This is a genomic window from Streptococcus mitis (assembly GCF_905187495.1).
In the GTDB taxonomy this organism is placed as follows: domain Bacteria; phylum Bacillota; class Bacilli; order Lactobacillales; family Streptococcaceae; genus Streptococcus; species Streptococcus mitis_CU.
Map to the genome: position 1 here is coordinate 12,123 of NZ_CAJJIB010000017.1, position 23,204 is coordinate 35,326.

At 41.7% G+C, this 23,204-nt stretch carries 25 protein-coding genes; 1 reads left to right on the forward strand and 24 read right to left on the reverse strand.

The features are described 5' to 3' along the window. Window positions 1-28: 28 nt before the first annotated feature. From JQ843_RS03755 to cdaA, 8 genes are all read right to left on the reverse strand, one after another. A complete protein-coding gene (locus tag JQ843_RS03755) occupies window positions 29-1,900 on the reverse strand; it encodes an ABC-F family ATP-binding cassette domain-containing protein (protein WP_203212933.1) in 1,872 nt (623 codons plus the stop codon). Continuing rightward, window positions 1,897-3,096 carry a CCA tRNA nucleotidyltransferase gene (locus tag JQ843_RS03760; protein ID WP_338014939.1) on the reverse strand — a complete coding sequence of 400 codons (1,200 nt, stop codon included), beginning with the start codon at window positions 3,094-3,096 and terminating at the stop codon, window positions 1,897-1,899. The genes JQ843_RS03755 and JQ843_RS03760 overlap by 4 nt, the downstream gene beginning before the upstream one ends. Next, window positions 3,093-3,860 carry a 4-hydroxy-tetrahydrodipicolinate reductase gene (dapB, locus tag JQ843_RS03765; protein WP_203212934.1) on the reverse strand — a complete coding sequence of 256 codons (768 nt, stop codon included), beginning with the start codon at window positions 3,858-3,860 and terminating at the stop codon, window positions 3,093-3,095. The genes JQ843_RS03760 and dapB overlap by 4 nt, the downstream gene beginning before the upstream one ends. Before the next feature lie 163 nt (window positions 3,861-4,023). Continuing rightward, window positions 4,024-4,872, reverse strand: coding sequence for a DegV family protein (locus JQ843_RS03770; protein ID WP_203212935.1), 849 nt, complete (start codon window positions 4,870-4,872; stop codon window positions 4,024-4,026). A gap of 1 nt (window position 4,873) precedes the next feature. Continuing rightward, window positions 4,874-5,248: a DUF1149 family protein gene (locus tag JQ843_RS03775; RefSeq protein WP_001050079.1), complete on the reverse strand. Its 375-nt coding sequence runs from the start codon at window positions 5,246-5,248 to the stop codon at window positions 4,874-4,876. Between the two features lie 73 nt (window positions 5,249-5,321). After that, window positions 5,322-6,674 carry a phosphoglucosamine mutase gene (glmM, locus tag JQ843_RS03780; protein WP_203212936.1) on the reverse strand — a complete coding sequence of 451 codons (1,353 nt, stop codon included), beginning with the start codon at window positions 6,672-6,674 and terminating at the stop codon, window positions 5,322-5,324. A gap of 24 nt (window positions 6,675-6,698) precedes the next feature. After that, the gene (locus tag JQ843_RS03785) at window positions 6,699-7,478 is read right to left on the reverse strand and encodes a CdaR family protein (RefSeq protein ID WP_203212937.1); all 780 of its coding nucleotides are present in this window, start codon (window positions 7,476-7,478) and stop codon (window positions 6,699-6,701) included. Beyond that, window positions 7,465-8,322, reverse strand: coding sequence for a diadenylate cyclase CdaA (gene cdaA, locus JQ843_RS03790; RefSeq protein ID WP_001011069.1), 858 nt, complete (start codon window positions 8,320-8,322; stop codon window positions 7,465-7,467). The genes JQ843_RS03785 and cdaA overlap by 14 nt, the downstream gene beginning before the upstream one ends. Before the next feature lie 137 nt (window positions 8,323-8,459). Here cdaA and JQ843_RS03795 point away from each other — a divergent pair, with 137 nt between their 5' ends. Next, window positions 8,460-9,428: an NAD(P)/FAD-dependent oxidoreductase gene (locus JQ843_RS03795; RefSeq protein ID WP_033685400.1), complete on the forward strand. Its 969-nt coding sequence runs from the start codon at window positions 8,460-8,462 to the stop codon at window positions 9,426-9,428. 423 nt (window positions 9,429-9,851) lie between these two features. On the opposite strand, the gene whiA is transcribed toward JQ843_RS03795, so the two are convergent. The 16 genes from whiA to JQ843_RS03875 form a co-directional block, all read right to left on the reverse strand. Further along, complete coding sequence (gene whiA, locus JQ843_RS03800; protein WP_049546606.1) at window positions 9,852-10,763, reverse strand: DNA-binding protein WhiA; 912 nt, start codon at window positions 10,761-10,763, stop codon at window positions 9,852-9,854. Continuing rightward, entirely contained in the window at window positions 10,760-11,737 is a 978-nt protein-coding gene (locus JQ843_RS03805; protein WP_023943688.1) for a YvcK family protein, read from the reverse strand. The genes whiA and JQ843_RS03805 overlap by 4 nt, the downstream gene beginning before the upstream one ends. Then, window positions 11,734-12,624: an RNase adapter RapZ gene (gene rapZ / locus JQ843_RS03810; protein ID WP_020903049.1), complete on the reverse strand. Its 891-nt coding sequence runs from the start codon at window positions 12,622-12,624 to the stop codon at window positions 11,734-11,736. The genes JQ843_RS03805 and rapZ overlap by 4 nt, the downstream gene beginning before the upstream one ends. Window positions 12,625-12,675: 51 nt before the next feature. Then, window positions 12,676-13,056 carry a RidA family protein gene (locus tag JQ843_RS03815; RefSeq protein ID WP_001140420.1) on the reverse strand — a complete coding sequence of 127 codons (381 nt, stop codon included), beginning with the start codon at window positions 13,054-13,056 and terminating at the stop codon, window positions 12,676-12,678. A 10-nt stretch (window positions 13,057-13,066) separates the two neighbouring features. Further along, a complete protein-coding gene (gene yihA, locus JQ843_RS03820) occupies window positions 13,067-13,654 on the reverse strand; it encodes a ribosome biogenesis GTP-binding protein YihA/YsxC (RefSeq protein WP_020900580.1) in 588 nt (195 codons plus the stop codon). A gap of 8 nt (window positions 13,655-13,662) precedes the next feature. After that, window positions 13,663-14,895 carry an ATP-dependent Clp protease ATP-binding subunit ClpX gene (gene clpX / locus JQ843_RS03825; protein WP_012972566.1) on the reverse strand — a complete coding sequence of 411 codons (1,233 nt, stop codon included), beginning with the start codon at window positions 14,893-14,895 and terminating at the stop codon, window positions 13,663-13,665. Window positions 14,896-14,931: 36 nt separating this feature from the next. After that, complete coding sequence (locus JQ843_RS03830; protein ID WP_000442260.1) at window positions 14,932-15,102, reverse strand: hypothetical protein; 171 nt, start codon at window positions 15,100-15,102, stop codon at window positions 14,932-14,934. Beyond that, complete coding sequence (locus JQ843_RS03835) at window positions 15,102-15,608, reverse strand: dihydrofolate reductase (RefSeq protein WP_203212938.1); 507 nt, start codon at window positions 15,606-15,608, stop codon at window positions 15,102-15,104. The genes JQ843_RS03830 and JQ843_RS03835 overlap by 1 nt, the downstream gene beginning before the upstream one ends. A 131-nt stretch (window positions 15,609-15,739) precedes the next feature. Continuing rightward, complete coding sequence (locus tag JQ843_RS03840) at window positions 15,740-16,258, reverse strand: Dps family protein (protein ID WP_000229882.1); 519 nt, start codon at window positions 16,256-16,258, stop codon at window positions 15,740-15,742. A gap of 232 nt (window positions 16,259-16,490) precedes the next feature. Then, a complete protein-coding gene (gene lytC, locus JQ843_RS03845; RefSeq protein ID WP_203212939.1) occupies window positions 16,491-18,101 on the reverse strand; it encodes a GH25 family lysozyme in 1,611 nt (536 codons plus the stop codon). A gap of 37 nt (window positions 18,102-18,138) precedes the next feature. Continuing rightward, window positions 18,139-18,897, reverse strand: a complete 759-nt coding sequence (tpiA, locus tag JQ843_RS03850; RefSeq protein ID WP_000087893.1) for a triose-phosphate isomerase — start codon at window positions 18,895-18,897, stop codon at window positions 18,139-18,141. Between the two features lie 97 nt (window positions 18,898-18,994). Next, entirely contained in the window at window positions 18,995-19,672 is a 678-nt protein-coding gene (locus JQ843_RS03855; protein ID WP_203212940.1) for a DnaD domain-containing protein, read from the reverse strand. Between the two features lie 8 nt (window positions 19,673-19,680). Beyond that, the gene (gene metA / locus JQ843_RS03860; RefSeq protein ID WP_203212941.1) at window positions 19,681-20,625 is read right to left on the reverse strand and encodes a homoserine O-acetyltransferase MetA; all 945 of its coding nucleotides are present in this window, start codon (window positions 20,623-20,625) and stop codon (window positions 19,681-19,683) included. A gap of 334 nt (window positions 20,626-20,959) precedes the next feature. Continuing rightward, the gene (locus JQ843_RS03865; RefSeq protein ID WP_001049320.1) at window positions 20,960-21,472 is read right to left on the reverse strand and encodes an adenine phosphoribosyltransferase; all 513 of its coding nucleotides are present in this window, start codon (window positions 21,470-21,472) and stop codon (window positions 20,960-20,962) included. Window positions 21,473-21,558: 86 nt separating this feature from the next. Further along, window positions 21,559-22,317, reverse strand: coding sequence for a class I SAM-dependent methyltransferase (locus JQ843_RS03870; protein WP_203212942.1), 759 nt, complete (start codon window positions 22,315-22,317; stop codon window positions 21,559-21,561). 392 nt (window positions 22,318-22,709) lie between these two features. After that, window positions 22,710-23,204, reverse strand: a 495-nt coding sequence (locus JQ843_RS03875) for an LPXTG cell wall anchor domain-containing protein (RefSeq protein ID WP_203212943.1), incomplete at its 5' end; no start/stop codon positions are given.

Here is a 23,204-nt window from a genome sequence, read left to right on the forward strand (position 1 = left end):
TGTCATGAGACGGGATTTTTCTATTCTTCTAGCTATCAAAGTCACTTAGATATTCATAGCGGTCGTATTTTTCAAGGAGTGCTTCGTTTTTCTCATCCAGTTCTTTTTGAAGAGTCGCTAGTTTGCTAAAATCAGAGCCGTTGGCCTGCATCTCCTCTTCAATAGCAGCGATACGATTTTCCAAGGCTTCAATATCGCCTTCAATGCTTGCCCACTCCTGCTTTTCTTGGTAGGTCATGCGTTTCTTGTCTTCACGAACCTTGACCACTTTCTCCTTTTCAGCCTTTTGTACTTGATTGGCCATCTCTGTTTCAAAGGCTTTTTCATCTAGGTAGTCGGTATAATGACCAAAGAATGGACGAATCTTGCCATCTTCAAAAGCCAGAATCTTGGTCGCTACCTTATCCAAGAAATAGCGGTCGTGACTAACAGTCAAAACTGGACCAGCAAAGCCTTGCAAGAAATTCTCCAAAACTGTCAAGGTCGCAATATCTAGATCATTTGTCGGTTCGTCCAAGAGAAGAACATTTGGTTTTTCCAAGAGCAGTTTGAGGAGATAAAGACGTTTTTTCTCTCCCCCAGACAATTTCTCAATCAAGGTTCCATGCGTCGAACGTGGGAAAAGAAACTGCTCCAGCAGCTCTGCAATAGAAGTCGTAGAACCACCGCTGGTCTTGACCTCTTCTGCCACTTCCTGCAAGTAATTGATCACTCGCTTGCTTTCATCCAAGCCCTCAATTTGCTGAGAGAAATAGGCGATGCGAACAGTTTCCCCTATGACAACTTGGCCTTCAGTTGGCTCAAGACTTCCAGCAATCAGGTTGAGCAGGGTTGATTTCCCAACACCGTTGTCCCCAACGATTCCAATACGGTCTTTGGCCTGCACCAAGAGATTAAAATCTTGCAAAATGGGCTTATTTTCATAGGCAAAGGAAACATCCTGAAACTCGATGACTTTCTTCCCAATACGACTGGTTTCAAAGTTCATAGTCAAGTCTGTCTCAGCACTACTGCCTGAAACCTCTTTCTTCAAGTCGTGGAAACGATTGATACGAGCCTGCTGCTTGGTCGCACGCGCCTGCGGTTGTCTGCGCATCCAGGCCAATTCTTGCTTATAAAGTTGTTCCTTTTTGTGGAGAAGGGCCGCATCGCGCTCGTCCTGTTCCGCCTTAAGGCGAACATAGTCCTGATAATTGCCCTGATATTCTGTTAAGCCTGCTCGGTCCAACTCGAAAATCCGTGTTGACAAAGCGTCTAAGAAATAACGATCGTGAGTGATAAAGAGAACTGTCTTCTTAGAATTTTTTAAAAAGAGGGTCAACCACTCAATAGTCGCTATATCTAAGTGGTTGGTCGGTTCATCCAGAAGTAAGAGGTCGTGATTACCAAGAAGAACTTGCGCCAACTGGACCCGTCTTCTCAGACCACCTGATAATTCCCCAACAGGAGTAGATAAGTCTTGAATGCCCAATTTACTAAGAACGGTCTTGACCTGACTCTCAATTTCCCATGCTTGGAGAGAGTCCATTTCTGCCATGACTCGTTCCAAACGCGCCTGCTTGTCCTCACTGTAGTTGAGCATGATCAACTCATACTCACGAATGAGCTGGATTTCCTTGAGGTCGCTGGATAGAACCGTATCCAAGACCGTCTTGCTATCATCAAAATCAGGATCCTGGGTCAAGTAGCCAATCTGGTAATCATTCTTAGCTGAAAAAGGACTGACATCACCATCAAAGCCAGACACACCAGAAAGAACATCCAAAAGGGTGGTCTTGCCAGTCCCATTGACACCGATCAGACCAATTCTGTCTAGGTCATGGATGATAAAGGAAATATCCTTAAAAACGGTCTTGTCACCGACGGATTTACTTAGTTTTTCAACGATAAAATCACTCATTTTTTCTCCCTCAGATAAGCATGGATGGCTTGACGGTCATTTTCCAATTCTCCATCGACAATGGCATATTCAATCTCTGTTAAAATCTCTCCCAAGTCTGGGCCCGGCTGATAACCATATTCCTTGATTAAAATGCCACCGTTAATCTGAATTTCTTTCTTATCATGAATGGTCAAGCTCTGGTAGGTTTCAGTGATGGCTTGTGGGTTGACTTCTTTTCCTTGGGCCTGACGAAGATTTTCAGACTGTAAAAGTAAATCCAAGTCAAAGCGGTAACAATCGCGCTTGCTCAATTCTCCCTTTTCACGCAAGGCCAAAATAGTCAGCAAATCCTGAACTTGCTTGGCAAATTGACGTGAGGTCTTCCAAGCCTTCAAAAATGGCTGCGCATTTTCAATCTCCAAAGCCCACAGTAGAGCTGCCCAGGCTTGCTCTGAAGATTCAAAGGTGAAATCAGTCTCCAAATCAAACAGTCTGTTAAGCTCGTCCTGGCTAGCTGCCATATCAGGGAGATAATCATAAGCTTGACTCTCAATCATGGAAGCCAAGCCCCTTCTCCAAAAGGGAGCCAGCAAGAGTTTATCAAACTCAACGAAGGTACGCTCTACAGAAATTTTCTCCAGAAGCGGTGTCAAGGTCTTCATAGCTTTAAATGTTTCTGGCTCAAGTTCAAAGCCAAGGCTGGCCTGAAAACGGAAACCGCGCATAATCCGCAGAGCATCTTCGTTGAAACGCTCACTAGCCACTCCAACTGCTCTCAAGACTTGGTTTTCCAAATCCTCTAAGCCATGGAACAAGTCAACAATTTCTCCTGTCTCGTCCAAGGCAAAGGCATTGACTGTAAAATCACGGCGCTTGAGGTCTTCTTCTAGCGAGCGCACAAAGGAAACCGCACTTGGTCTGCGATAGTCCACATAGACATCCTCTGTCCGAAAGGTGGTTACCTCATACTCCTCATCCCCATCTAAAACCAAGACGGTTCCATGCTCGATTCCGATATCGGCTGTTCGAGGAAAAATCTGCTTGGTCTCTTCTGGATAAGAAGACGTCGCAATATCCACATCGTGGATGGGACGATTGAGAAGGGCATCTCGAACAGAACCCCCAACAAAATAGGCTTCAAAGCCTGCTTCTTTAATTTTTTCTAATACTGGTAAAGCCTTCTGAAATTCAGAAGGCATTTGCGTTAATCTCATAATAAGTGTTCTAATCCATAGACAAGCTCATGACGCTTGACAACTTCTTTAATTCCCAAATTCACCCCTGTCATGAAGGAGCTGCGATCATAGGAGTCATGACGGAGGGTCAATCCTTCTCCCTGATTGCCAAAGATGACTTCCTGATGGGCTACCAAGCCTGGCAAACGAACTGAGTGAATCCGCATGCCTTCAAAGTCAGCACCACGGGCACCTGCAATCAATTCTTCCTCATCAGGCGCACCTTGCTGGATTGATTCACGAACTTCTGCCATCAACTCAGCTGTTTTAATAGCTGTTCCACTCGGAGCATCTTTTTTCTTGTCATGATGAAGCTCGATAATCTCCACATTTGGGAAATATTTGGCAGCCTGCGTCGCAAATTGCATGAGTAAGACAGCACCCAAGGCAAAATTTGGAGCAATCAAGCCACCCAAATCTTGGGTACGGGAAAATGCTTTTAGTTCTGCAATTTGTTCACTAGTAAAGCCAGTCGTTCCAACTACTGGAGCAAAGCCGTTTTCGAGGGCAAAACGTGTATTTTCGTAGGCAACAGCTGGAGTAGTAAAATCTACCCAGACATCCGCTTCAAAGCCTGCTAAATCAGCCTTATCCTTGAAAACAGGAATTCCCTGCCATTCTGACTCAGACTCAAAAGGATACAAAACTGCTACCAAGTCCAAGTCTGGATCAGACAAGACCATCTGACAAGCAGCCTGACCCATTTTTCCTTTAAAACCAGCAATAATTACTCGAATACTCATCTCTACTCCTGTCTAAGATACAAAGGACCTTAGCTGCCCATGAAAAATAGGGAATGGCGCTGATTTTCCATGAAAGGCAAAACAGGCATCTTTTTTCAAGAGGCAGGTAGTCCGTGTTTAATTGCTATGATACAAGATTTCTTAACTAGCCTAGAAACGCCAACTAAATCACTGGAATATAACCTAGTGCAATACTTCCTGCTCCTAGGTGGGTCCCAATGACACTACCAAATGTAGCAAGTGAAATATCCGTACCCACTCCTGATTCAAGTAAGTGCTGACGCAATTCTTCAGCCTTTTCAGGGGCATTTCCGTGAATGACAATGATACGGTATTGGCCTGAAGCTGTTGCTTCCTTGATAATTTCAATTAAGCGCTTGGTTGCTTTCTTTTCAGTACGGACTTTTTCGTACACTTCAATCACACCTTGGTTATTGAAATAGAGGATTGGCTTAATGCTTAGCAGATTGCCCAAAATCGCAGCTCCATTTGAAAGGCGTCCACCTTTAACCAAGTGGTCCAAATCATCGACCATGATGAAAGCAGATGTGTGACTAATTTGGATAGCTAGCTTATCCTGAATAATGGCAAAGTCATCACCCTGGTCTCGCCAGTTAAAGACACTTTCAACCATGATACCCAGAGGAGCACTTGTAATCAAAGTGTCTGGGAAGGCAATGGTTAATCCCTCATAATCATCGACCATGTACTGGATATTTTGGTAAAAACCTGAAATTCCAGAAGATAGGAAAAGCCCCAAAGCATGTGTATAGCCTTGTTCTTTAAGCGAAGTTAGAATCTCATCTAACTTGGCAATACTTGGTTGACTGGTCTTAGGCAATTCAGAAGCCTGAGCCATTTTTTGGTAAAATTCCTCAGCAGTCAGATTGATCCCTTCGACATACTCCTCACCATCAATATTAACAGGAATATCCAAGACAAATAAATCTTCTCTTTGCAAGGTATCTGCACTGAGATAGGCAGAGGAATCTGTGATAACAGCTAATTTCATATTAGAACTCCAAATTGATTCCTGGTAAGTCTAATGCAATTTCAGTTACTTCATAAGTCAAACGGTTGAGCATGTTCAAACATGGACGAGCCAAGGTTTCCACTTCTTCTTGGTTCAATTCACTTGGTTCGTTAACAATACGACCATCGATATGGTTCACCTGTGAAATGGTTCCACTGATGACAAATTTATCAAATACAATCATAAAACTCAAGATAACAATCAAGGAAGTCACTTGATTTTCTTGGTCATGTTGAATTAATTGGAAGTTCACATCCACCTTAGTTTCAGGAGCTCCATTTTCATTTTCCCATTCAAAATTACGCGCATCAAAATGATACTGACTAACAAATTCTTGTTCACGTTTAAGATTCATGTCTTTCTCCCTCGGCTACAATATTATAAGCTATTGTACCATAATTTTTTATTTTCATCTAGTTTTCTAGGATTTAGTCAATCCCGATTTCAGCTCGAACTACGTCTGCGATGGTATCAACATAGTAGTCCACTTCTTCTGTTGTAGGCGCTTCTGCCATAACACGCAAAAGAGGCTCTGTTCCACTTGGGCGAACAAGGATACGGCCATTCCCCGCCATTTCAGCTTCCATCTTCTCGATGATAACCTTGATAGCTGGCACTTCCATAGCCTTTTCCTTCATGGCATTTTCCACTCGGATATTGACTAATTTTTGTGGATAGATGGTTACTTCTGCTGCCAACTCTGACAAGCTCTTACCAGTTTCCTTCATGATTTTGGTCAATTGAACAGCAGATAATTGGCCATCACCTGTTGTATTGTAATCCATCAAGATGACGTGACCAGACTGTTCACCACCGAGGTTGTAGCCTGATTTTCTCATTTCTTCAACAACGTAGCGGTCGCCAACTGCAGTGACTGCCTTGTTAATACCTTCACGGTCCAAGGCCTTGTGGAAACCAAGGTTGGACATAACAGTTGTCACGATTGTATTTTGAGCCAATTGTCCTTTTTCAGAAAGATATTTCCCGATGATGTACATAATCTTGTCACCATCAACGATATCACCATTTTCATCAACAGCAATCAAGCGGTCACTATCTCCGTCAAAGGCCAAACCAATAGCTGAGCCGCTTTCTTTGACCACTTCTTGAAGGGTTTCTGGGTGGGTTGAACCAACATTAAGGTTGATGTTAAGACCATCTGGTGTTTCCCCGATAACCGTTAATTGAGCACCAAGGTCTGCAAAGATTTGACGGGCACTTGTAGAAGCTGCACCATTGGCTGTATCCAAGGCAACCTTCATTCCATCAAGAGGAGTTCCAGTTGAAACAAGGTAGCCTTCATACTTACGCAAGCCTTCTGGATAATCTACCAAGGTTCCCAATCCTTCTGCACTTGGACGAGGAAGAGTATCTTCTGCAGCATCTAGCAGGGCTTCAATTTCTGCTTCTTTTTCATCGTCCAGTTTGAAGCCATCACCACCAAAGAACTTAATTCCATTATCAAGGGCTGGGTTGTGACTAGCAGAAATCATGACACCTGCACTGGCTCCCTCAGTTTTCACCAAGTAAGCTACTGCTGGTGTTGCAAGGACACCAAGTTTGTAGACGTGAATCCCTACAGAGAGGAGACCTGCCACCAAGGCAGATTCTAGCATTTCCCCAGAAATACGTGTATCACGTCCTACAAAAACTTTCGGTGCTTCCGTTTTATGTTGACTAAGAACATAGCCTCCAAAACGTCCTAGTTTAAAGGCCAACTCTGGCGTTAATTCTACGTTAGCTTCTCCACGGACTCCATCAGTCCCAAAATATTTACCCATTTTTATAAAATCCTTTTTCTATTTTTAATTCGTTTTTGAACTAGTTGCTTTCGTTGACGAAGATGTCTCCGACGAACTGCTTGTAGTTGAATTTGATGTGCTTGAACTTGGTGCTACTGGTTTTGTAGTCACCTTCATTGTTGTGTCGAACGGAGTAATAACTGCCGGTAAGACAACACCATTGCGATCGATTGCCTGCAAAGGTACTGAACCACTGTAATTACCTGTTATACGTTCGCTGGTTGGTAAAAGCGCAATAATACGATCAATTTTAGCTAGTGTTTCTTGGTCAGTTGTGACAGAAACTCGTTCGTTTGACACGGTTACACTATCAATTTGTAGCTTGGGATCAATCTGGCTTTGGTCAACTTGTGGCACAACAAGCATCCCATCTCGTTTAACCTTCTTCCCAACTTTCACTGTAATCTTTTGAGGCGTTGCCACAGCAGTCAATCCACTTGGAAGATTTTCAATGTTCAAGGGAACTTCAATCGTTCCAACACTGGCATCCGTCAAATCCGCTGTGACCTTAAACTTACGAGTGCTCTCCTGCATTTCGCTGGCCAAGGTCACACGATTAGCTCCGGTTAATATCACTGAAACTTCTGATGCAAATCCACTAATGAAATACTGGTCATTATCATAGTGAATATCGATAGGAACGTTCGTTATCGTATTGGTGTAGGTTTCTGATTTGACCTGCCTTGCGGTATTGCTATTTTGAAAGTTGGTTGACGTTGCATAAATGAATAAGACACAAGCAAAAAAGAGAGATGAAATGATATATAGACTATTTTTTCTCATATTTCCAACCTCCTAGCAAACGGTCCTTGAAACTGACTTTTTCCTCAACAGCTGGCAAAAGAATTGCTCGTAGCTCTGCTTCAAATTCTTCAATCGTCAAGTCGTGCTTGAAAACACCGTTATAGGTAATAGAAATGCCTCCTGTTTCCTCTGAGACGATGAAGGTCAAGGCATCGGATACTTCTGACAAACCGATAGCCGCCCGGTGTCTGGTCCCAAATTCCTTGGAAATCCCTGTGCTTTCTGTCAAGGGAAGATAGGCAGAGGTTACTGCTATTCGATTTTCTCTGATAATCACAGCACCATCGTGTAGGGGAGTGTTGGGGATAAAGATATTAATAAGGAGTTCAGCTGAAATATTGGCATCCAAAGGAATCCCTGTCGCAATGTATTCTTGTAAGGTCCGAACTCGTTGGATGGCAACCAGAGCACCAATCTTACGAGGACTCATATATTCAACCGACTTGACAAAGGCACGAATCATTTGCTCCTCTGCACTAATTTGAGCAGTAGAAAAGAAATCTGTCGCCCTTCCCAAGCGTTCCAAACCAGTCCGAATCTCTGGAGAGAAGATAACAACCGCAGCAATAACCCCATAGGTGATAATCTGATTAATCAACCAAGAAATCGTTGTTAAATCAAGGATATTGGCCACAACCTGGGCTAATACAAAGATCACGACCCCACGCACCAAAATCATAATCTTGGTGCCAGCTATCGCTTTTGTAAAACGATATAAAATATAGGCCACAATCAAAATATCAAACAGATTGATGGCAATACTCCAAGGACTAGAAAACAAGCTAGTCCAATATTGCAGATTGGATAATTGTTGAAAGTTCATCTGCTGTCTCCTCTCTGTCCAAACACGTTCCTTTCTATTATACCATTTTTCTGGCATTTTTTTCCCTATCCTACTTCATTTTAAATTAAGGAAAAATATGATAAAATAAACTGACTAGAAAAAACAAAGGAGAAACCATGTCTCAACTCTATGATATTACCATTGTAGGTGGTGGTCCTGTCGGGCTTTTTGCAGCCTTCTATGCCCACCTACGCCAAGCCAAGGTCCAAATCATCGACTCTCTTCCCCAACTAGGTGGACAACCTGCTATTCTCTACCCTGAAAAGGAAATTTTAGACGTCCCGGGTTTCCCAAACCTGACTGGAGAAGAGTTGACTAACCGTCTAATCGAGCAATTAAACGGCTTTGATACCCCTATTCATCTCAATGAAACGGTTCTTGAGATTGAAAAACAAGAAGAAGGATTTGTCATCACAACTTCTAAAGGAAGTCACCTGTCTAAAACTGTTATCATCGCTATGGGGGGCGGTGCCTTCAAACCACGTCCTCTGGAACTAGAAGGCGTTGAAGACTATGAAAATATCCACTACCACGTTTCCAACATCCAGCAATATGCTGGTAAGAAAGTGACGATTCTTGGTGGAGGAGACTCGGCTGTGGATTGGGCTTTGGCTTTTGAAAAAATTGCACCAACTACCCTTGTTCACCGCAGAGATAATTTCCGCGCCTTGGAACACAGTGTCCAAGCTTTGCAGGAATCTTCTGTGATCATCAAGACACCATTCGTCCCTAGCCAACTCCTTGGAGATGGAAAAATACTCGATAAACTTGAAATCACAAAAGTCAAATCTGATGAAACAGAAACTATTGACCTAGACCACCTCTTTGTCAACTATGGTTTCAAATCTTCTGTTGGTAACCTTAAAAACTGGGGTCTGGACCTCAACCGTCACAAGATTATCGTCAATAGCAAGCAAGAATCTAGCCAAGCAGGTATCTATGCTATCGGTGACTGTTGCTACTATGACGGAAAAATTGATCTGATTGCGACAGGGCTTGGAGAAGCACCAACCGCTGTTAACAATGCCATTAACTACATCGACCCAGAACAAAAAGTACAACCAAAACACTCTACTAGTTTATAGAAAAAGAACCACGAGTCACATAGGATTCGTGGTTTTATAGTTCATCGGCTAATTTGTTAGCTCATATTTCCCCCTTCTTTAACAAAAATAAAAATGCCTATCAAACTGATAAAACATGTGATATAATAGGGACGGCACTAACAATACGCCTTGGAAAAGGAGGTATTACAGATGCTAGAACTTCTCAAAATAGTACTTATCGCAGTCATCGAGAGTATCATCTCATGGCTGGTGACTCGTTGGTTAGACGATCACTTCGACAAGTAACCTTCCTGGTTAGTGCTATCTAACCCAGAAAAAAATCCCCTCAGTATTGCAGTACCGAGGGGATTTCTGTTAGCACTAAAATGCTAGAACTTCTCAATTCCCCTTTATTATCTCACATACTCTATTTAATTGTCAAGAAAGAGGTGTTTTATATCTTTATAACTCATCGGCTATCTTATTGATTTTTCTGAGTCTGTGGTTAACACCACTTTTGGTCAGAGGAGTGCTGAGACTATCTGCTAACTGCTGGATAGAGTAATCTGGGTGCTGAATTCTCAACTGCGCTACCTCCTGCAAATCTACTGGTAGATTTTCTAGGCCCATGATATCTTTGATTTTGCTGATATTGTTGATAGTCTTCATGCTGGCAGAAACTGTCCGAGCAATATTCGCCGTTTCAGCATTATTAGCACGATTAAGGTCGTTACGGGTTTCTCGTAAAATCTTAACTCGCTCAAAATCATCACGCGCCTTCATGGCTCCGATGACAATCAAGAAGTCCATAATATCTTCGGCTCGCTGGAGATAGGTCACAGCCCCCTTCTTGCGTTCAAGCACCTTGGCATCCAGTAAAAACTGCTGGAGAAGAGAGGCAATCCCTTGCGCGTGGTCCAGATAAACAGAACTGATTTCCAACTGGTACTTGCCTGACTCAGGGTCACGAATGCTGCCATTTGCCAAGAAAGCGCCACAGAGATAGGCACGGCCTGCTTCCTCGTCTGATAAAATCGCCCCATCAATACCTGTTTCCAGACCAAAGAACGAGTCTGCCAAGTGCAAATCACTCAATAAGTCCTGCACCTTTTCATCTGTAAAAACGGTATAGACCCGATTCTTACGAAGATTGCTCCGTTGGTGGTGTCGGATTTCCGATTTGATTTCGTAGAAATGGAGAAAGGACTCATAGAGGTGCCGAGCCAGTTTGGCATTTTCTGTCACGACAGACAAGGTCAAGCCCGAAGTCGAAAGACCGATGCTACCAGACATCTTGATAATGGCAGATAATTCATGCCGGCTCAGATGGTGCTGACCTAGAATTTCTTCTTTTACTGCTACTGTGAAACTCATTTTCTCACCTTTATAATGCGCATCAACTCATCCACGATCAAATCTCCATCGTGGAAGGCACCCCCATTTTCCAGACGAAGGAAGTTGGATGAAATCACACGCGGAACTTGCTTACAAAGACCAGCAAAATCATGTTCCACCTGCACCAAGTATTCATCAAAACGGTTGGAATTCATGTATTCCTGAGGCACTTTTTCGATATTCACCAAGACAGTGTCGATAAAAGGTCGGCCAAGGTGACGATGCAAGACTTCCACATGGTCACTATCTGTAAAGTGTTCCGTCTCCCCACGTTGGGTCATGATATTGCAGACATAGGCGATTTCTGCCTTGGTTTCCAAAAGCGCCTGCCCGATTTCCTTAATCACGATATTGGGCAAAATCGAGGTAAAGAGAGAACCAGGTCCGAGGACAATCATGTCACTTTCAAGAATGGTCTGCACCACTCGACGGCTAGCCAGAGGCGTATCATCGTTAAGGGTATTGGTCACATAGACATGGTCAATCATGCCTGGATGGTCTGCAATATGACTCTCTCCAGCCACCTCTGTCCCATCCTGAAAGACTGCGTGTAGGGTCAAAGGATGGTCACTGGAAGGATAAATCTTTCCAGTTGTATGGAAAAATTTGCTCAGCAACTGCATGGCATTGTAGGTCGAACCCTGCATTTCTGACAGGCCAGCGATAATGAGATTGCCCAATGGATGGCCAGCAAAGGCTCCAGCATCTTCAGAGAAGCGATACTGAAAGACTTTCTCATAAAACTTAGGCATATCCGACATGGCTACAAGTACATTGCGGAGATCGCCTGGCGGTGTCAACTGCTGCATATTTTTTCTGAGTTCACCTGAAGAACCACCATCATCCGCCACCGTTACGATAGCAGCGATTTCCACATCTTTTTCCCGCAGACTTTTTAGAATGACGGGGATTCCAGTCCCTCCACCAATCACCGTTATCTTTGGTTTTCTCATGAACGGTTTACCGTTTCCTTTCTTCGGTCTTTGTCACGGTGCCCTTCATTAACAGGCCAATTCTTGGATAAGTCCTGCGCCAAGCGTTTAGCAAAGGCCACACTACGGTGTTGTCCTCCTGTACAGCCCATGGCAATGGTCAAAACGGACTTCCCTTCCTTTTGGTAACTTGGCAAAATTGGCTCAATCAAGGCCAACAAATGTTGATAAAAATCTTCTGACTCAGGATGATTCATGACATAGTCATAAACTGGTTCATCCACACCCGTTTGGTTTCTCAGTTCTGGTAGGTAGTAGGGATTTGGCAAGAATCGGACATCAAAGACTAAATCTGCATCAATCGGGATTCCATATTTAAAGCCAAAAGACATGACTTCGATACGGAAAGACTGGGCTTGTTCCTGATCAGAAAACTGCTCTGCAATGGTTTTACGCAGTTCACGAGGAGTAAGTTCAGTTGTATCCACCACATTTTGGCTCATATTTTTCAAAGGTGCCAAGAGTTCACGTTCCAGCTTGATTCCATCCAAAATCCGTCCATCTGCTGCTAATGGATGACTCCGTCTGGTTTCCTTGTAACGAGCGACCAATTCCTTATCAGCTGCATCCAAAAAGAGAATTTTAAAGTCCAGTTCTTCCTTGTTTTCCAACTCATCCAAAACAGCTTGAATCTCTGAAAAGAAAGAACGGCTACGCATATCCACTACCAAAGCCAACTTATGGTCGTCTTCCTTTGTTTCAACCAACTGCAAAAACTTAGGCAAGAGAGCTGGCGGCATATTATCAATAGTAAAATAACCTAAATCTTCGAAGGACTGAATGGCAACTGTTTTCCCTGCACCACTCATTCCTGTCACAATCACCAAGTGAAGTTGTTTCTTTGTCATCTTTTTCTCCTTATATCAAAAGAAGTTTGGCAGAACCAAACTTCAACTAGCTTATCCAATCTCTGCGATGACTTCGATTTCGACTTTTACATCACGAGGAAGACGAGCTACCTCCACAGCTGAACGAGCTGGGAATTCCTCTTTAAAGGCTGTTTGGTAAACCTCATTAAAAGGAACAAAGTCGTTCATATCACTCAAGAAACAAGTTGTTTTGACAACATGGTCAAAGTCAGTTCCTGCCTCTGCCAAAATAGCACCGATGTTTTTCAAGACTTGTTCTGTCTGTTCTTGAATCGTTTCTCCAACGATTTCCCCAGTTTCAGGAGATAGGGGAACTTGACCACTAGCAAACAAAAGGTTGCCAACGATTTTTCCTTGAACATATGGTCCGATAGCCTTTGGGGCCTTATCTGTATGAATTGTTTTTGCCATTTTCTTTTCCTCACAATTTTTCTAAGATTGCATCCCAAGCTTGATCCATCCCTGCCTTGCTGACAGATGAAAAGAGGATGAAGTCGTCACTTGGGTCAAAGTTTAATTTCTTTTTGATTGCTGATTCATGCTTATTCCATTTACCACGAGGAATCTTGTCCGCCTTGGTCGCCACAATGATGACTGGAATCTCATAATACTTAAGAAATTCGTACATCTGCACATCATCTGCTGACGGGTCATGACGAAGGTCAACTAGACTGACCACTGCACGGAGATTTTCCCGAGTCGTTAGGTACTCCTCAATCATGCGCCCCCACTTTTCACGTTCCTTTTTGGAAACACGGGCATAGCCATAACCAGGCACATCCACAAAGCGCATCTTGTCGTCGATATTAAAGAAGTTGAGCAGCTGAGTTTTACCAGGTTTACCTGATGTTCGGGCTAGATTCTTACGATTCAACATAGTGTTGATAAAGCTAGACTTGCCAACATTTGAACGCCCTGCTAGAGCAATCTCTGGCAGTTCATCCTGCGGATAGTGGGACTTATTAGCCGCACTGAGCAAGATTTCAGCATTATGTGTATTAAGTTCCATAGTCACCTCTAGGCTGTTTCTAGGATTGGTTTATCTGTTCCATCGACAGCTTCTTTAGTGATGCGGACCAATTTCACATTTTCCTGACTCGGTACTTCAAACATGACATCTAGCATGGTTTCTTCGATAATCGAGCGAAGACCACGCGCACCGGTTTTGCGTTCGATGGCCTTATTTGCAATCTCTTGAAGGGCTTCGTCGTCAAATTCCAACTCGACATCATCATAAGAAAGCAAGGTTTGATATTGTTTCACCAAAGCATTTCTTGGCTCTTTCAAGATACGAACCAAGTCATCCACTGTCAATTGCTCAAGAGCAGCAAAGACAGGCAAACGTCCAATCAACTCAGGGATAATACCAAATTTTTGAATATCTTCTGCGATGATTTCTTGCATGTAAGAGCTATTTTCATCAATCGCTTTATTGTTTTGACCAAATCCGATGACTTTTTCACCCAGACGTTGTTTGACAATTTCTTCAATACCATCAAAGGCACCACCCACGATAAAGAGGATATTTTTAGTATCCACTTGAATCATCTCTTGTTGTGGATGTTTACGTCCACCTTGAGGCGGCACGCTAGCAACGGTTCCCTCGATAATCTTGAGAAGGGCTTGTTGCACCCCTTCACCAGAAACATCACGTGTGATAGACACGTTCTCACTCTTCTTGGCAATCTTGTCAATTTCATCCACATAAATAATGCCACGCTCTGCACGTTCAATGTTAAAGTCAGCAGCCTGCAATAGTTTGAGAAGGATGTTTTCCACGTCCTCACCTACATAACCAGCCTCAGTAAGAGCTGTCGCATCCGCAATCGCAAAAGGTACATTCAAGCTCTTAGCCAAGGTCTGAGCAAGGAAAGTTTTCCCTGAACCAGTTGGGCCAATCATCAAGATGTTTGACTTCTGCAAATCTACATCTTCTGACTCTTCTCGCGTATCGTGAAAATTGATACGTTTGTAGTGGTTGTAAACCGCCACTGCCAAGGCACGCTTGGCACGATCTTGACCAATTACATAGTGGTTCAAGATATGGAGGAGTTCAATTGGTTTTGGTACCTCAGACAAGTCTGCCAAGACTTCTTCCGCCAACTCCTCACGAATGATTTCCTGGGCCAACTCCACACATTCATTACAGATAAAGGCATTGTTGCCAGCGATTATTTTTTGTACTTCTTCTTGGCTTTTGCCACAAAATGAGCAATAAACCATCATATCATTATTCCTATTTGTAGGCATGATTTCCTTCCGTTCTATTCTATACTGTCATTCTATCTAAAATAAGGTCATGTAAAAAGCATGGATACTATTGACCAAATTGGTAAAGGCATTTAACCAGAGCAGGACAGAAAGTCCATAGCGCTTTTTACGAAAAGCCTGTGCTCCTGCAAGTAAGCAGACCAAACACAGCATGGCTGTGAAAAAACCAAATATACTACGTTCCATTAGACTTCCTTTCTCTTGCGGTATTGGATGGTAAAATCATAAGGATTTTTCTCATCTTTGGTATAAGATTTGCTTGAAACCGTCTCAAAAAGAGACAAGGCAAACTCTTCAGGGAAATAGGTATCTCCCTCCACCCGAGCATGAATTTGAGTCACAATCACTTCATCCAAATAGGGTTCAAAAGCCTGAAAAATCTGCTTTCCACCAATAATATAGAGATTCTTTTCTTGAGCCTGATACCAGCCCAAGACAGACTGGATATCATAAAAAGTAATAACCCCGTCTATCTTTTCTTCAGAATTACGCGTCAAAATCAGAGTTTCCCGTTGTGGAAGCAAGCGACGCCCCATCCCATCAAAGGTCACACGCCCCATCAAGATAGCATGATTCAGAGTTGTTTCTTTGAAGTGTTGCAGTTCTGCTGGCAAATGCCAAGGCAGACGATTGTCCTTACCAATCACACCCTCTTCATCCTGGGCCCAAATAGCTACGATTTTCTTAGTCATGCTTCCATCCTTTTCACTGATAGTACTATTTTATCAAAAAACTCAAAAAAAGACTGGTTTGGAATAGCTTACAGAATAGAAAAAAATCTGTAAGAGGCATCCTACAGATTTTTATATGATTATTCTATTTCTTACAAACCAGGTGCTTGTCCAAGTTCTGCGGCAAGCATCCAGATTGTTTTATCAGTTTCAGTTTTAGCATCTGTAAAGATACCGTTTGTCACATCGTCACCTTCTTCATCAGTAACATCCAAACCTTTTTGGAAGAGTTCTGACAAGTAACGGTAGATAGCAAGGACACGTTCCAAGCTTTCTTCAACATTACGGTATTCACCAGCTTCTTCTTCGATTTCACTGTTTTGAAGGAATTCTGTCAATGTAGAGAATGGGCTACCACCAAGTGTAATCAAGCGTTCGCTGATTTCATCCAATTGACCATCAAGAGCTTCCATATACTCATCCATTTTTGGATGCCATACAAGGAAACCACGACCACGCATGTACCAGTGTACTTGGTGCAAAGCCACATGGGCCACATACAAATCAGCAACAGCTTGGTTCAATACTTCCTTTGTTTTTGCCAATGCTACTGGCGCTGCTTTTGTCAATGATGTTACGTCTTTTACTGCTTCTTTTTTCAATTCTACCATTTTATTTTACCTCATTCATTATTATTTGTAACCACTTCTTAATGATTACTACCTTAGTATACTACTAAGGAAAACCAATAGCAAGCCAAATGACTCACATGAGAAAAGTTGCAATAGACTGATAATTTAAGAATTTTTTAGAATGAAATCCAGTCACTTTCAAACTCTCTTAACAGATATAAAATAAAGAAAAGAGCATACAATTTGTAGGCTCTTTTCTAAGTTTTACATCTTAATACCAGACGCTAACATCAACATGACCCCGAATCCCTTTAAGAGAGTCAGATGAAGTATATTGCCATCCTTTTTCTCCTGAATAATGAGGATTGTTCCAATCAAGCGCATCCGTATAGGCAGCAACCCAGTTTACATGTTGTAAAATATTTGGATGATTCAAACGAGTTTGCAAAAGTTGACGATAGCTATAAACTTTCACGTTTTGATAACCAGCATGCTTCATGGTTTCCATATACTTATTGATAATTTTAACCCAAGTAGTTGTATCTGTCGGTGCTTTCTTAGATTTATTTTCATATTCCCAATTTTCAACATCATAGTAGATTGGATAAGACAAGTTCATTTTATATTTCTTCAAAAGTTCAATGGTCTGTTTAGCATCATTCTCAGCATCTGTTTCATTTTCTGCATAGGTATAAAGATAAACACCGTAAGGAATTCCAAGACGATTTAACTCCTTGATATTATGAGCCAATTCCTTGTCCTCAGTTCCACTATAGCCCAAACGAACAATGACTCCATCTACTCCATTATCATCGATGACTTTTTTCCAGTCACTGATACGACCATTGTGTTCACTGACATCAATAACCTTCTTAGCACGGTCAGTTCCGACCTGTTCTTCACGATGGTTAAAGAAATAACGGTGTCCATTTCGATAAACCCAACCAACATTCAAGGCTTTCTTTTCTTTCAGTTCCCCTGAATCAGCAAAAGTATAACGAGTATCGTCCATAATTAACTCACCTGTTGCCATAGCACCACTTTCAGTAAGATAGTAGTCCCCATGCCACTCATCTTGAGCCATGTACCCCCACTTCTTGAAATAGTACCACTTGCCATCTACCTTTTGCCACTGTTCATTAGCATAAGAACCATCAGACTTCAGGTAGAAATAAGAAGAATAAGTTGGATCATAAAGCCATTCATTTTGCATCATAACACCTTGACCATTCAAGAAATAATTTCCTTGCCACTGACTTTTAGCCATATAGCCCCACTTCTTGAAATAGTACCATTTGCCATTGATTTTCTGCCATTCTTGTTCTGCATAAGAACCATCTGCCTTGAGGTAGAACCAGCTCTTATAATTGTTATCGTAAACCCATTCATTTTTAGCCATGTAACCACCCGCTTTGAGGTAATAGTTTCCATGCCATTCTTTTTGAGCATAACGACCATCTGCTTTTATATAGAACCAACTATTGTAGCTAGTATCGAAAATCCATTCACTCTTAGCTTTTGAACCATCTGCTTTTACATAGAAGTCACCTTCCCAATGTGCTGATGTTGAATTTGGCTTACTTTCTTCTTTCTGACTACTAGCTCGCGTCTCTTTTACTTCTTCCTTTTTCTCTGGACGCTGACTAGAAGAAGTCTCAACCTTTTTCTCTTCTTCTTTTTGACTTGTAGTCGTTTCTGATTTCTTTTCTTCTACCTTACTAGAAGAAGCTTGAACACTGCTTTCTTCCGAAGATGCTTTCGCTTCAGCTTCATTTGCAGCCACCTGATTAACGATCAATCCAAGCAAAAAGGCACTTGCTAATCCAATTTTTCCAATCTTTGTTTTCAATCTTTCCTCCCTTATAAAAAATGGAACAGACATCTGAATGCTGTTCCACCTAGCTTTTGCTACTTACTAATTATTTTACAAAGTCAAGCAATGCCAAGAAGCTTTCAGCTTCAAGTGACGCACCACCAACAAGGGCACCGTCAACGTCTGGGCAAGCCATGTATGAAGCAACGTTTTCAGGTTTAACAGAACCACCGTATTGAACACGAACTTTGTCTGCAACTTCTTGACCAAAGTCAGCAGCTACAACGTCACGAACAACTTTACACATTTTTTGTGCGTCGTCTTGTGAAGCTGATTTACCAGTACCGATAGCCCAGATTGGCTCATAAGCGATAACTGAGGCAGCGACTTGTTCAGCAGTCAATCCAGCCAATGCAGCAGATACTTGAGCACCTACAAACTCAGCAGCTTTACCAGCTTCGTAAGTTTCAAGTGATTCACCACAACAGATGATTGGAAGCATACCGTTTGCAAAGATTGCTTTTGCTTTTTTGTTGATATCTTCGTCAGTTTCATGGAAGTAGTCACGGCGTTCTGAGTGACCGATAACAACGTAATCAGTACCGATTTCTTTCAAAACTTGTGGGCTAGTTTCACCAGTGAAAGCACCTGCATTTTCAAAGTAGCAGTTTTGAGCAGCAACTTTAAGGTTTGAACCTTTTGCAGCAGCAAGAACAGTTGTCAAATCAAGAGCTGGAGCTGCGATACCTGCTTCAACAAGATCTGATGAAGGAAGTTTTGACGCAACTGCTTCAACGAATGCTTTAGCTTCTTCTGGATTTTTGTTCATTTTCCAGTTACCAGCGATAAATGGTTTACGTGACATTTCACATACCTCTTTTTTCAATTTATTTTCTATTTATTTTATCACAATTAGACACAGCTTGCAAATCTTACTCGGATTTCAAGCCTGCTTACAAGGATTAATCCTTCCAGAGATCCATAGCATTTCTAAAATCTGCCGATACCTGTGTCAACTGAGGATTGCTTGCTTCTCTCTCTGCCCGCTTGGCCTCTATTTGAACCACACTTTTAATGCCTTCATGGCGCCAATTTCTCAAAATCGCCTGAATGTACTTCCAGTTTGGTTTTCCATTCAAAACAGCTTCACGAAGAGCTTCCTTAATCAAGTCAGCACTGGTTCCATCTTCCTTTAGTGTCTTGGTCAAATCTTCAATCTCAAAAGGGGTCAACAAGCGTCCTAATTCCTGCTGGAAGGTTTCCACCAAATCTTTGAGCTGATTTTGAGATGTCAACTGGTCTGAACTCGAATGAGCGGCTCCAAGCAAATTATCCAAACGTTCCAAAGCCAAACTAGCATCAAAAAGCAATTCAATTTCACCATTCAATTCGATGGTTCGATACTGAAGTAGTCCCCTCTCCGTCAGATTGGAAATAGCCTGATTGACATCCGAAATTTCCTTGCCAATCCTTTCAGCAATCTGGCTTGGCGACATTTCATCCAAACCTGTCGTATTTTGCAAATAGAAAAATTGCCAGACCAGAAAATCGTCGCTTGAAGGAAAGAGTTCCTTAAAATGCAAGAGCAGGGCACTTGGTAAAACCAAGTTCCCTGATTTAAAAGCGTCTAAATATGTCATAATTCCTCTTATAAATACCCAAAAGCAGATGCATCATCTTGAATTTTTCTCCAGTCAAAAGGCGTCTCCTGATAGACCGCATAGTTCACCCAGTTACTGAAAAAGAGGGCTGCTGATGAAGACCAACAAAGACAAGGTGTCTGGTTGACATCATCATCCTTAAAGTAATTTTCTGGAATATGAGGATCTAAACCTGCATCACGATCCCTAAAATACTCTTTTGCCAAGGTATCACGGTCATATTCCAAATGCCCAAAACTATAAATTTCTCGTAAATCCCGACTGGCCAAAATCGAAACCCCAACCTGAGGACCCTCTGATAAAATCTCGAGATTAGTTTTGTTTAAGACCTCTTCCTTAGAAATCTCCGTGTGCCGTGAATGAGGGGAAACGTAGCTATCATCAAAGCCTCTAAAAAGAAGGTGACCCTCTTTTAGGGTGTCTTGAGGATAAATACCTGATAGCTTACTGTCCATCTGGTATTTTTCCACTCCATAGCGCAGATAAAGACCAGCCTGAGCACCCCAACAGATATGAAGGGTCGAATAGACATGGGTCTTGGACCACTCAAGCACCTGACTGAATTCCTCCCAATAGTCCACTTCCTCAAATGGTAAATGCTCAATCGGAGCCCCTGTGATAATCATCCCATCAAAATACTCGTCCTTGACTTCAGGAAAAGTTTTATAAAAGGTCTCCATGTGCTCTGCACGAGTCGTCTTGGAACGGTGGCTCTCCATATAGAGAAAGTCTATGTCCAATTGCAAAGGAGTATTTGCTAAATGCCGTAACAACTGGGTCTCTGTGACCACTTTTTTGGGCATTAGGTTTAAAATCAAAATTTTCAAGGGACGGATATCTTGGTGGGCCGCACGTTGATCATCCATGACAAAGATATTCTCTGTCCGTAAAATCTCAACAGCTGGCAATTTTTTATCAATTCGAATCGGCATAACCTTCTCCTAACTGTACTCTCTAAAGAATAATTGCGTATGTTTGAAACTCTTCGAAAATCTCTTCAAACCGCGTCAACGTTGCCTTGCCGTAGATATAGTTACTGACTTCGTCAGTTTTATCTGCAACCTCAAAGCTGTACTTTGAGCAGCCTGCGGCTAGTTTCCTAGTTTGCTCTTTGATTTTCATTGAGTATAAAACTAAATCTCAAACACTTAGTCCCTTTATTATACTGCAAGAAGATATAGTTTTCAATTATAGTTTTTCTCTAACTAGCTATAGTCTATTTTTATATCCTAATGTAGAGAAAACAGCCCTAGGGACTGTTTTTCATTAATAATGCATAAGAACCTTGTAATCGTAGTCACCGATTTTTTCACGGCCGTTCAATTCATCCAATTCAACAAGGAAGGCACAACCTGCTACAACACCACCAAGTTTTTCAATCATCTCGATGGTTGCCTTAACAGTTCCACCTGTAGCCAAGAGATCATCTACGATAAGAACACGTTGACCTGGCTTGATGGCATCTGCATGCATAGTCAAGGTATCAACGCCGTACTCTTTTTCATAGTCAGCAGAAATAACTTCACGTGGCAATTTACCTGGCTTACGAACAGGTGCAAAACCAATTCCCAACTCAAAGGCAACTGGACAGCCCACGATAAAACCACGAGCCTCAGGCCCTACAACCATGTCAATTTTCTTGTCAGTAGCATACTGAACAATTTCACGAACAGCATAGCTATAAGCATTTCCATCAGCCATCAAAGGACTGATATCACGGAAGGTAATCCCTTCCTTTGGATAATTTTCAATTGTTGCAATGTAATCTTTTAAATTCATCTTTTTCTTTCTTTCAAAGTTTTTTACTCTCTATTATAGCATATTTTTTAAGAAAGAAAAAAGGAAAAGTTAACTTCAATAATTATCTAACGATTTGACGATTTATAACTAGCCATCGCAATAAAGCCCAGTTTCTGTTTATTCTTAGCAAACATTTTATACATAGTTAAAAACTGCTTTCTATTCTCCTTTTTACAAGCATTTACACAAATTTTCAAAGTTCCTAGCCAACCTTCATCATAAATCATACCTGATAATTTCATTAATGTCATTTCACCAGTCAATACTTTCACATCACGATAACCTGATTCTATCATCACCTGTTCCCAACCATCTTGAGTTAAAGGACCTACATTTACATGAATTGCTTGTGACAATTCCTGTCTGACAGACTCTTTAGCTTCCTTAAGAAGCACATCATGTGTCAAAAGAAGACCTCCAGGTTTTAAAACCCTTAGATACTCCGTTACACATTTTTTCTTAGCTTGATCGGCTTGCATAGTCAGCATAGCTTCATTTATAACAATATCAAAACTAGCATCTTGATAAGGAAGTTTCATTGCATTTGCTCTTTCAAAACTGATTAAATGAGCAACACCTGCCGCTTCAGCAGATTTTTTAGCCACTTCTAAGGCTTGTCCATCCATATCAACAGCAGTTATCTTACAACCAAAACGCTGTGCCAACTCAATTGCTGTAGTTCCCCTATTACACGCAACCTCTAGTATTCTCTTTTCTTTTGAAAATCCTCCTTCCGCAATTAACCAATCTGTGGCACGTTTTCCACCTGGACGTAAGCGTTTTTTCCCCAATTTTGCTAAAAACTTATGACCTGCTTCTGACATTTGAACACCTCTGTTTTTTCTTTATTATAACATAAAATTATATTATCTGACAATTCTAATCTAGTTTTTGATGAACTATAATCAAACGCATACAGTCTGCCATGATTATGGCATAAATCTATTAATTAACTCTCTAGTTCGAATTCAATTGCTCACGTAGTATACGCATATAGGTTCACTAGTAGATGGTAACCACGGAGTACTTACATCTCAGATGAACGACATGGCTGTTATACTCAAAAAAAGAAAGGACGAAATTTGTCCTTTCTCGAGCTTAGCTTTCCTTCTACCCACTACAGTTGACAAAGAGCCGAAAAAACCTGACGAATCAAATGATTCATCAGGTTTAAACAGATATGTTTATTGCAAACAAATCATATCAATCAGAAAGCTTAGTCTTCTTTCTTCTTGCGAGCTACAAGACCAAATCCACTCAATACTCCTAGAAGTCCAAGTGCTACAAGGTTAGCATGGTCTTCTGTACCAGTATTTGGCAATTCACGCTTAGCTTCAGCTTCTTTTACTGCTGTTGCTGGTACTGGTTGTGCTGGAGTAGCCGGTACTTGAGGTTTAGCTGGCTGTTCAGGCATTGCTGGAGTAGCTGGCTCAACTGGTTGTACTGGTTTTTGAGATTGAATCTTACGGTAAACATTACGAACATTTCCATTAGCATCTGTTTCTGTACGAACTAACTCATAACCTTCTAATGACTTACCTGGATGTGATCCATTTTCATTTGGAATAATCAATTCACCATTTTCATCTACATAAGTTGTTAATACTTTTTCTGTAACTGGTGTTGGTGTTGGATTATATGGCTCTGTTTGAGGAATAAGTGGTGTTGAAACTTTCTCATAAACGTGTTCTACATCGCCATTTGGAAGTTT

Excerpts from the sequence above, each read along its gene's own strand:
- JQ843_RS03760 (WP_338014939.1), bottom strand. The coding sequence starts at position 3,096 with ATGAGATTAACGCAAATGCCTTCTGAATTTCAGAAGGCTTTACCAGTA.
- dapB (WP_203212934.1), bottom strand. The coding sequence starts at position 3,860 with ATGAGTATTCGAGTAATTATTGCTGGTTTTAAAGGAAAAATGGGTCAG.
- JQ843_RS03805 (WP_023943688.1), bottom strand. The coding sequence starts at position 11,737 with ATGAGAAAACCAAAGATAACGGTGATTGGTGGAGGGACTGGAATCCCC.
- JQ843_RS03770 (WP_203212935.1), bottom strand. The coding sequence starts at position 4,872 with ATGAAATTAGCTGTTATCACAGATTCCTCTGCCTATCTCAGTGCAGAT.
- whiA (WP_049546606.1), bottom strand. The coding sequence starts at position 10,763 with ATGAGTTTCACAGTAGCAGTAAAAGAAGAAATTCTAGGTCAGCACCAT.
- JQ843_RS03775 (WP_001050079.1), bottom strand. The coding sequence starts at position 5,248 with ATGAATCTTAAACGTGAACAAGAATTTGTTAGTCAGTATCATTTTGAT.
- JQ843_RS03795 (WP_033685400.1), top strand. The coding sequence starts at position 8,460 with ATGTCTCAACTCTATGATATTACCATTGTAGGTGGTGGTCCTGTCGGG.
- JQ843_RS03865 (WP_001049320.1), bottom strand. The coding sequence starts at position 21,472 with ATGAATTTAAAAGATTACATTGCAACAATTGAAAATTATCCAAAGGAA.
- JQ843_RS03785 (WP_203212937.1), bottom strand. The coding sequence starts at position 7,478 with ATGAGAAAAAATAGTCTATATATCATTTCATCTCTCTTTTTTGCTTGT.
- JQ843_RS03855 (WP_203212940.1), bottom strand. The coding sequence starts at position 19,672 with ATGACATATTTAGACGCTTTTAAATCAGGGAACTTGGTTTTACCAAGT.
- JQ843_RS03830 (WP_000442260.1), bottom strand. The coding sequence starts at position 15,102 with ATGGAACGTAGTATATTTGGTTTTTTCACAGCCATGCTGTGTTTGGTC.
- clpX (WP_012972566.1), bottom strand. The coding sequence starts at position 14,895 with ATGCCTACAAATAGGAATAATGATATGATGGTTTATTGCTCATTTTGT.
- JQ843_RS03835 (WP_203212938.1), bottom strand. The coding sequence starts at position 15,608 with ATGACTAAGAAAATCGTAGCTATTTGGGCCCAGGATGAAGAGGGTGTG.
- JQ843_RS03840 (WP_000229882.1), bottom strand. The coding sequence starts at position 16,258 with ATGGTAGAATTGAAAAAAGAAGCAGTAAAAGACGTAACATCATTGACA.
- rapZ (WP_020903049.1), bottom strand. The coding sequence starts at position 12,624 with ATGACAAAGAAACAACTTCACTTGGTGATTGTGACAGGAATGAGTGGT.
- JQ843_RS03815 (WP_001140420.1), bottom strand. The coding sequence starts at position 13,056 with ATGGCAAAAACAATTCATACAGATAAGGCCCCAAAGGCTATCGGACCA.
- JQ843_RS03755 (WP_203212933.1), bottom strand. The coding sequence starts at position 1,900 with ATGAGTGATTTTATCGTTGAAAAACTAAGTAAATCCGTCGGTGACAAG.
- glmM (WP_203212936.1), bottom strand. The coding sequence starts at position 6,674 with ATGGGTAAATATTTTGGGACTGATGGAGTCCGTGGAGAAGCTAACGTA.
- metA (WP_203212941.1), bottom strand. The coding sequence starts at position 20,625 with ATGCCGATTCGAATTGATAAAAAATTGCCAGCTGTTGAGATTTTACGG.
- cdaA (WP_001011069.1), bottom strand. The coding sequence starts at position 8,322 with ATGAACTTTCAACAATTATCCAATCTGCAATATTGGACTAGCTTGTTT.
- JQ843_RS03870 (WP_203212942.1), bottom strand. The coding sequence starts at position 22,317 with ATGTCAGAAGCAGGTCATAAGTTTTTAGCAAAATTGGGGAAAAAACGC.
- lytC (WP_203212939.1), bottom strand. The coding sequence starts at position 18,101 with ATGTCTGTTCCATTTTTTATAAGGGAGGAAAGATTGAAAACAAAGATT.
- yihA (WP_020900580.1), bottom strand. The coding sequence starts at position 13,654 with ATGGAACTTAATACACATAATGCTGAAATCTTGCTCAGTGCGGCTAAT.
- tpiA (WP_000087893.1), bottom strand. The coding sequence starts at position 18,897 with ATGTCACGTAAACCATTTATCGCTGGTAACTGGAAAATGAACAAAAAT.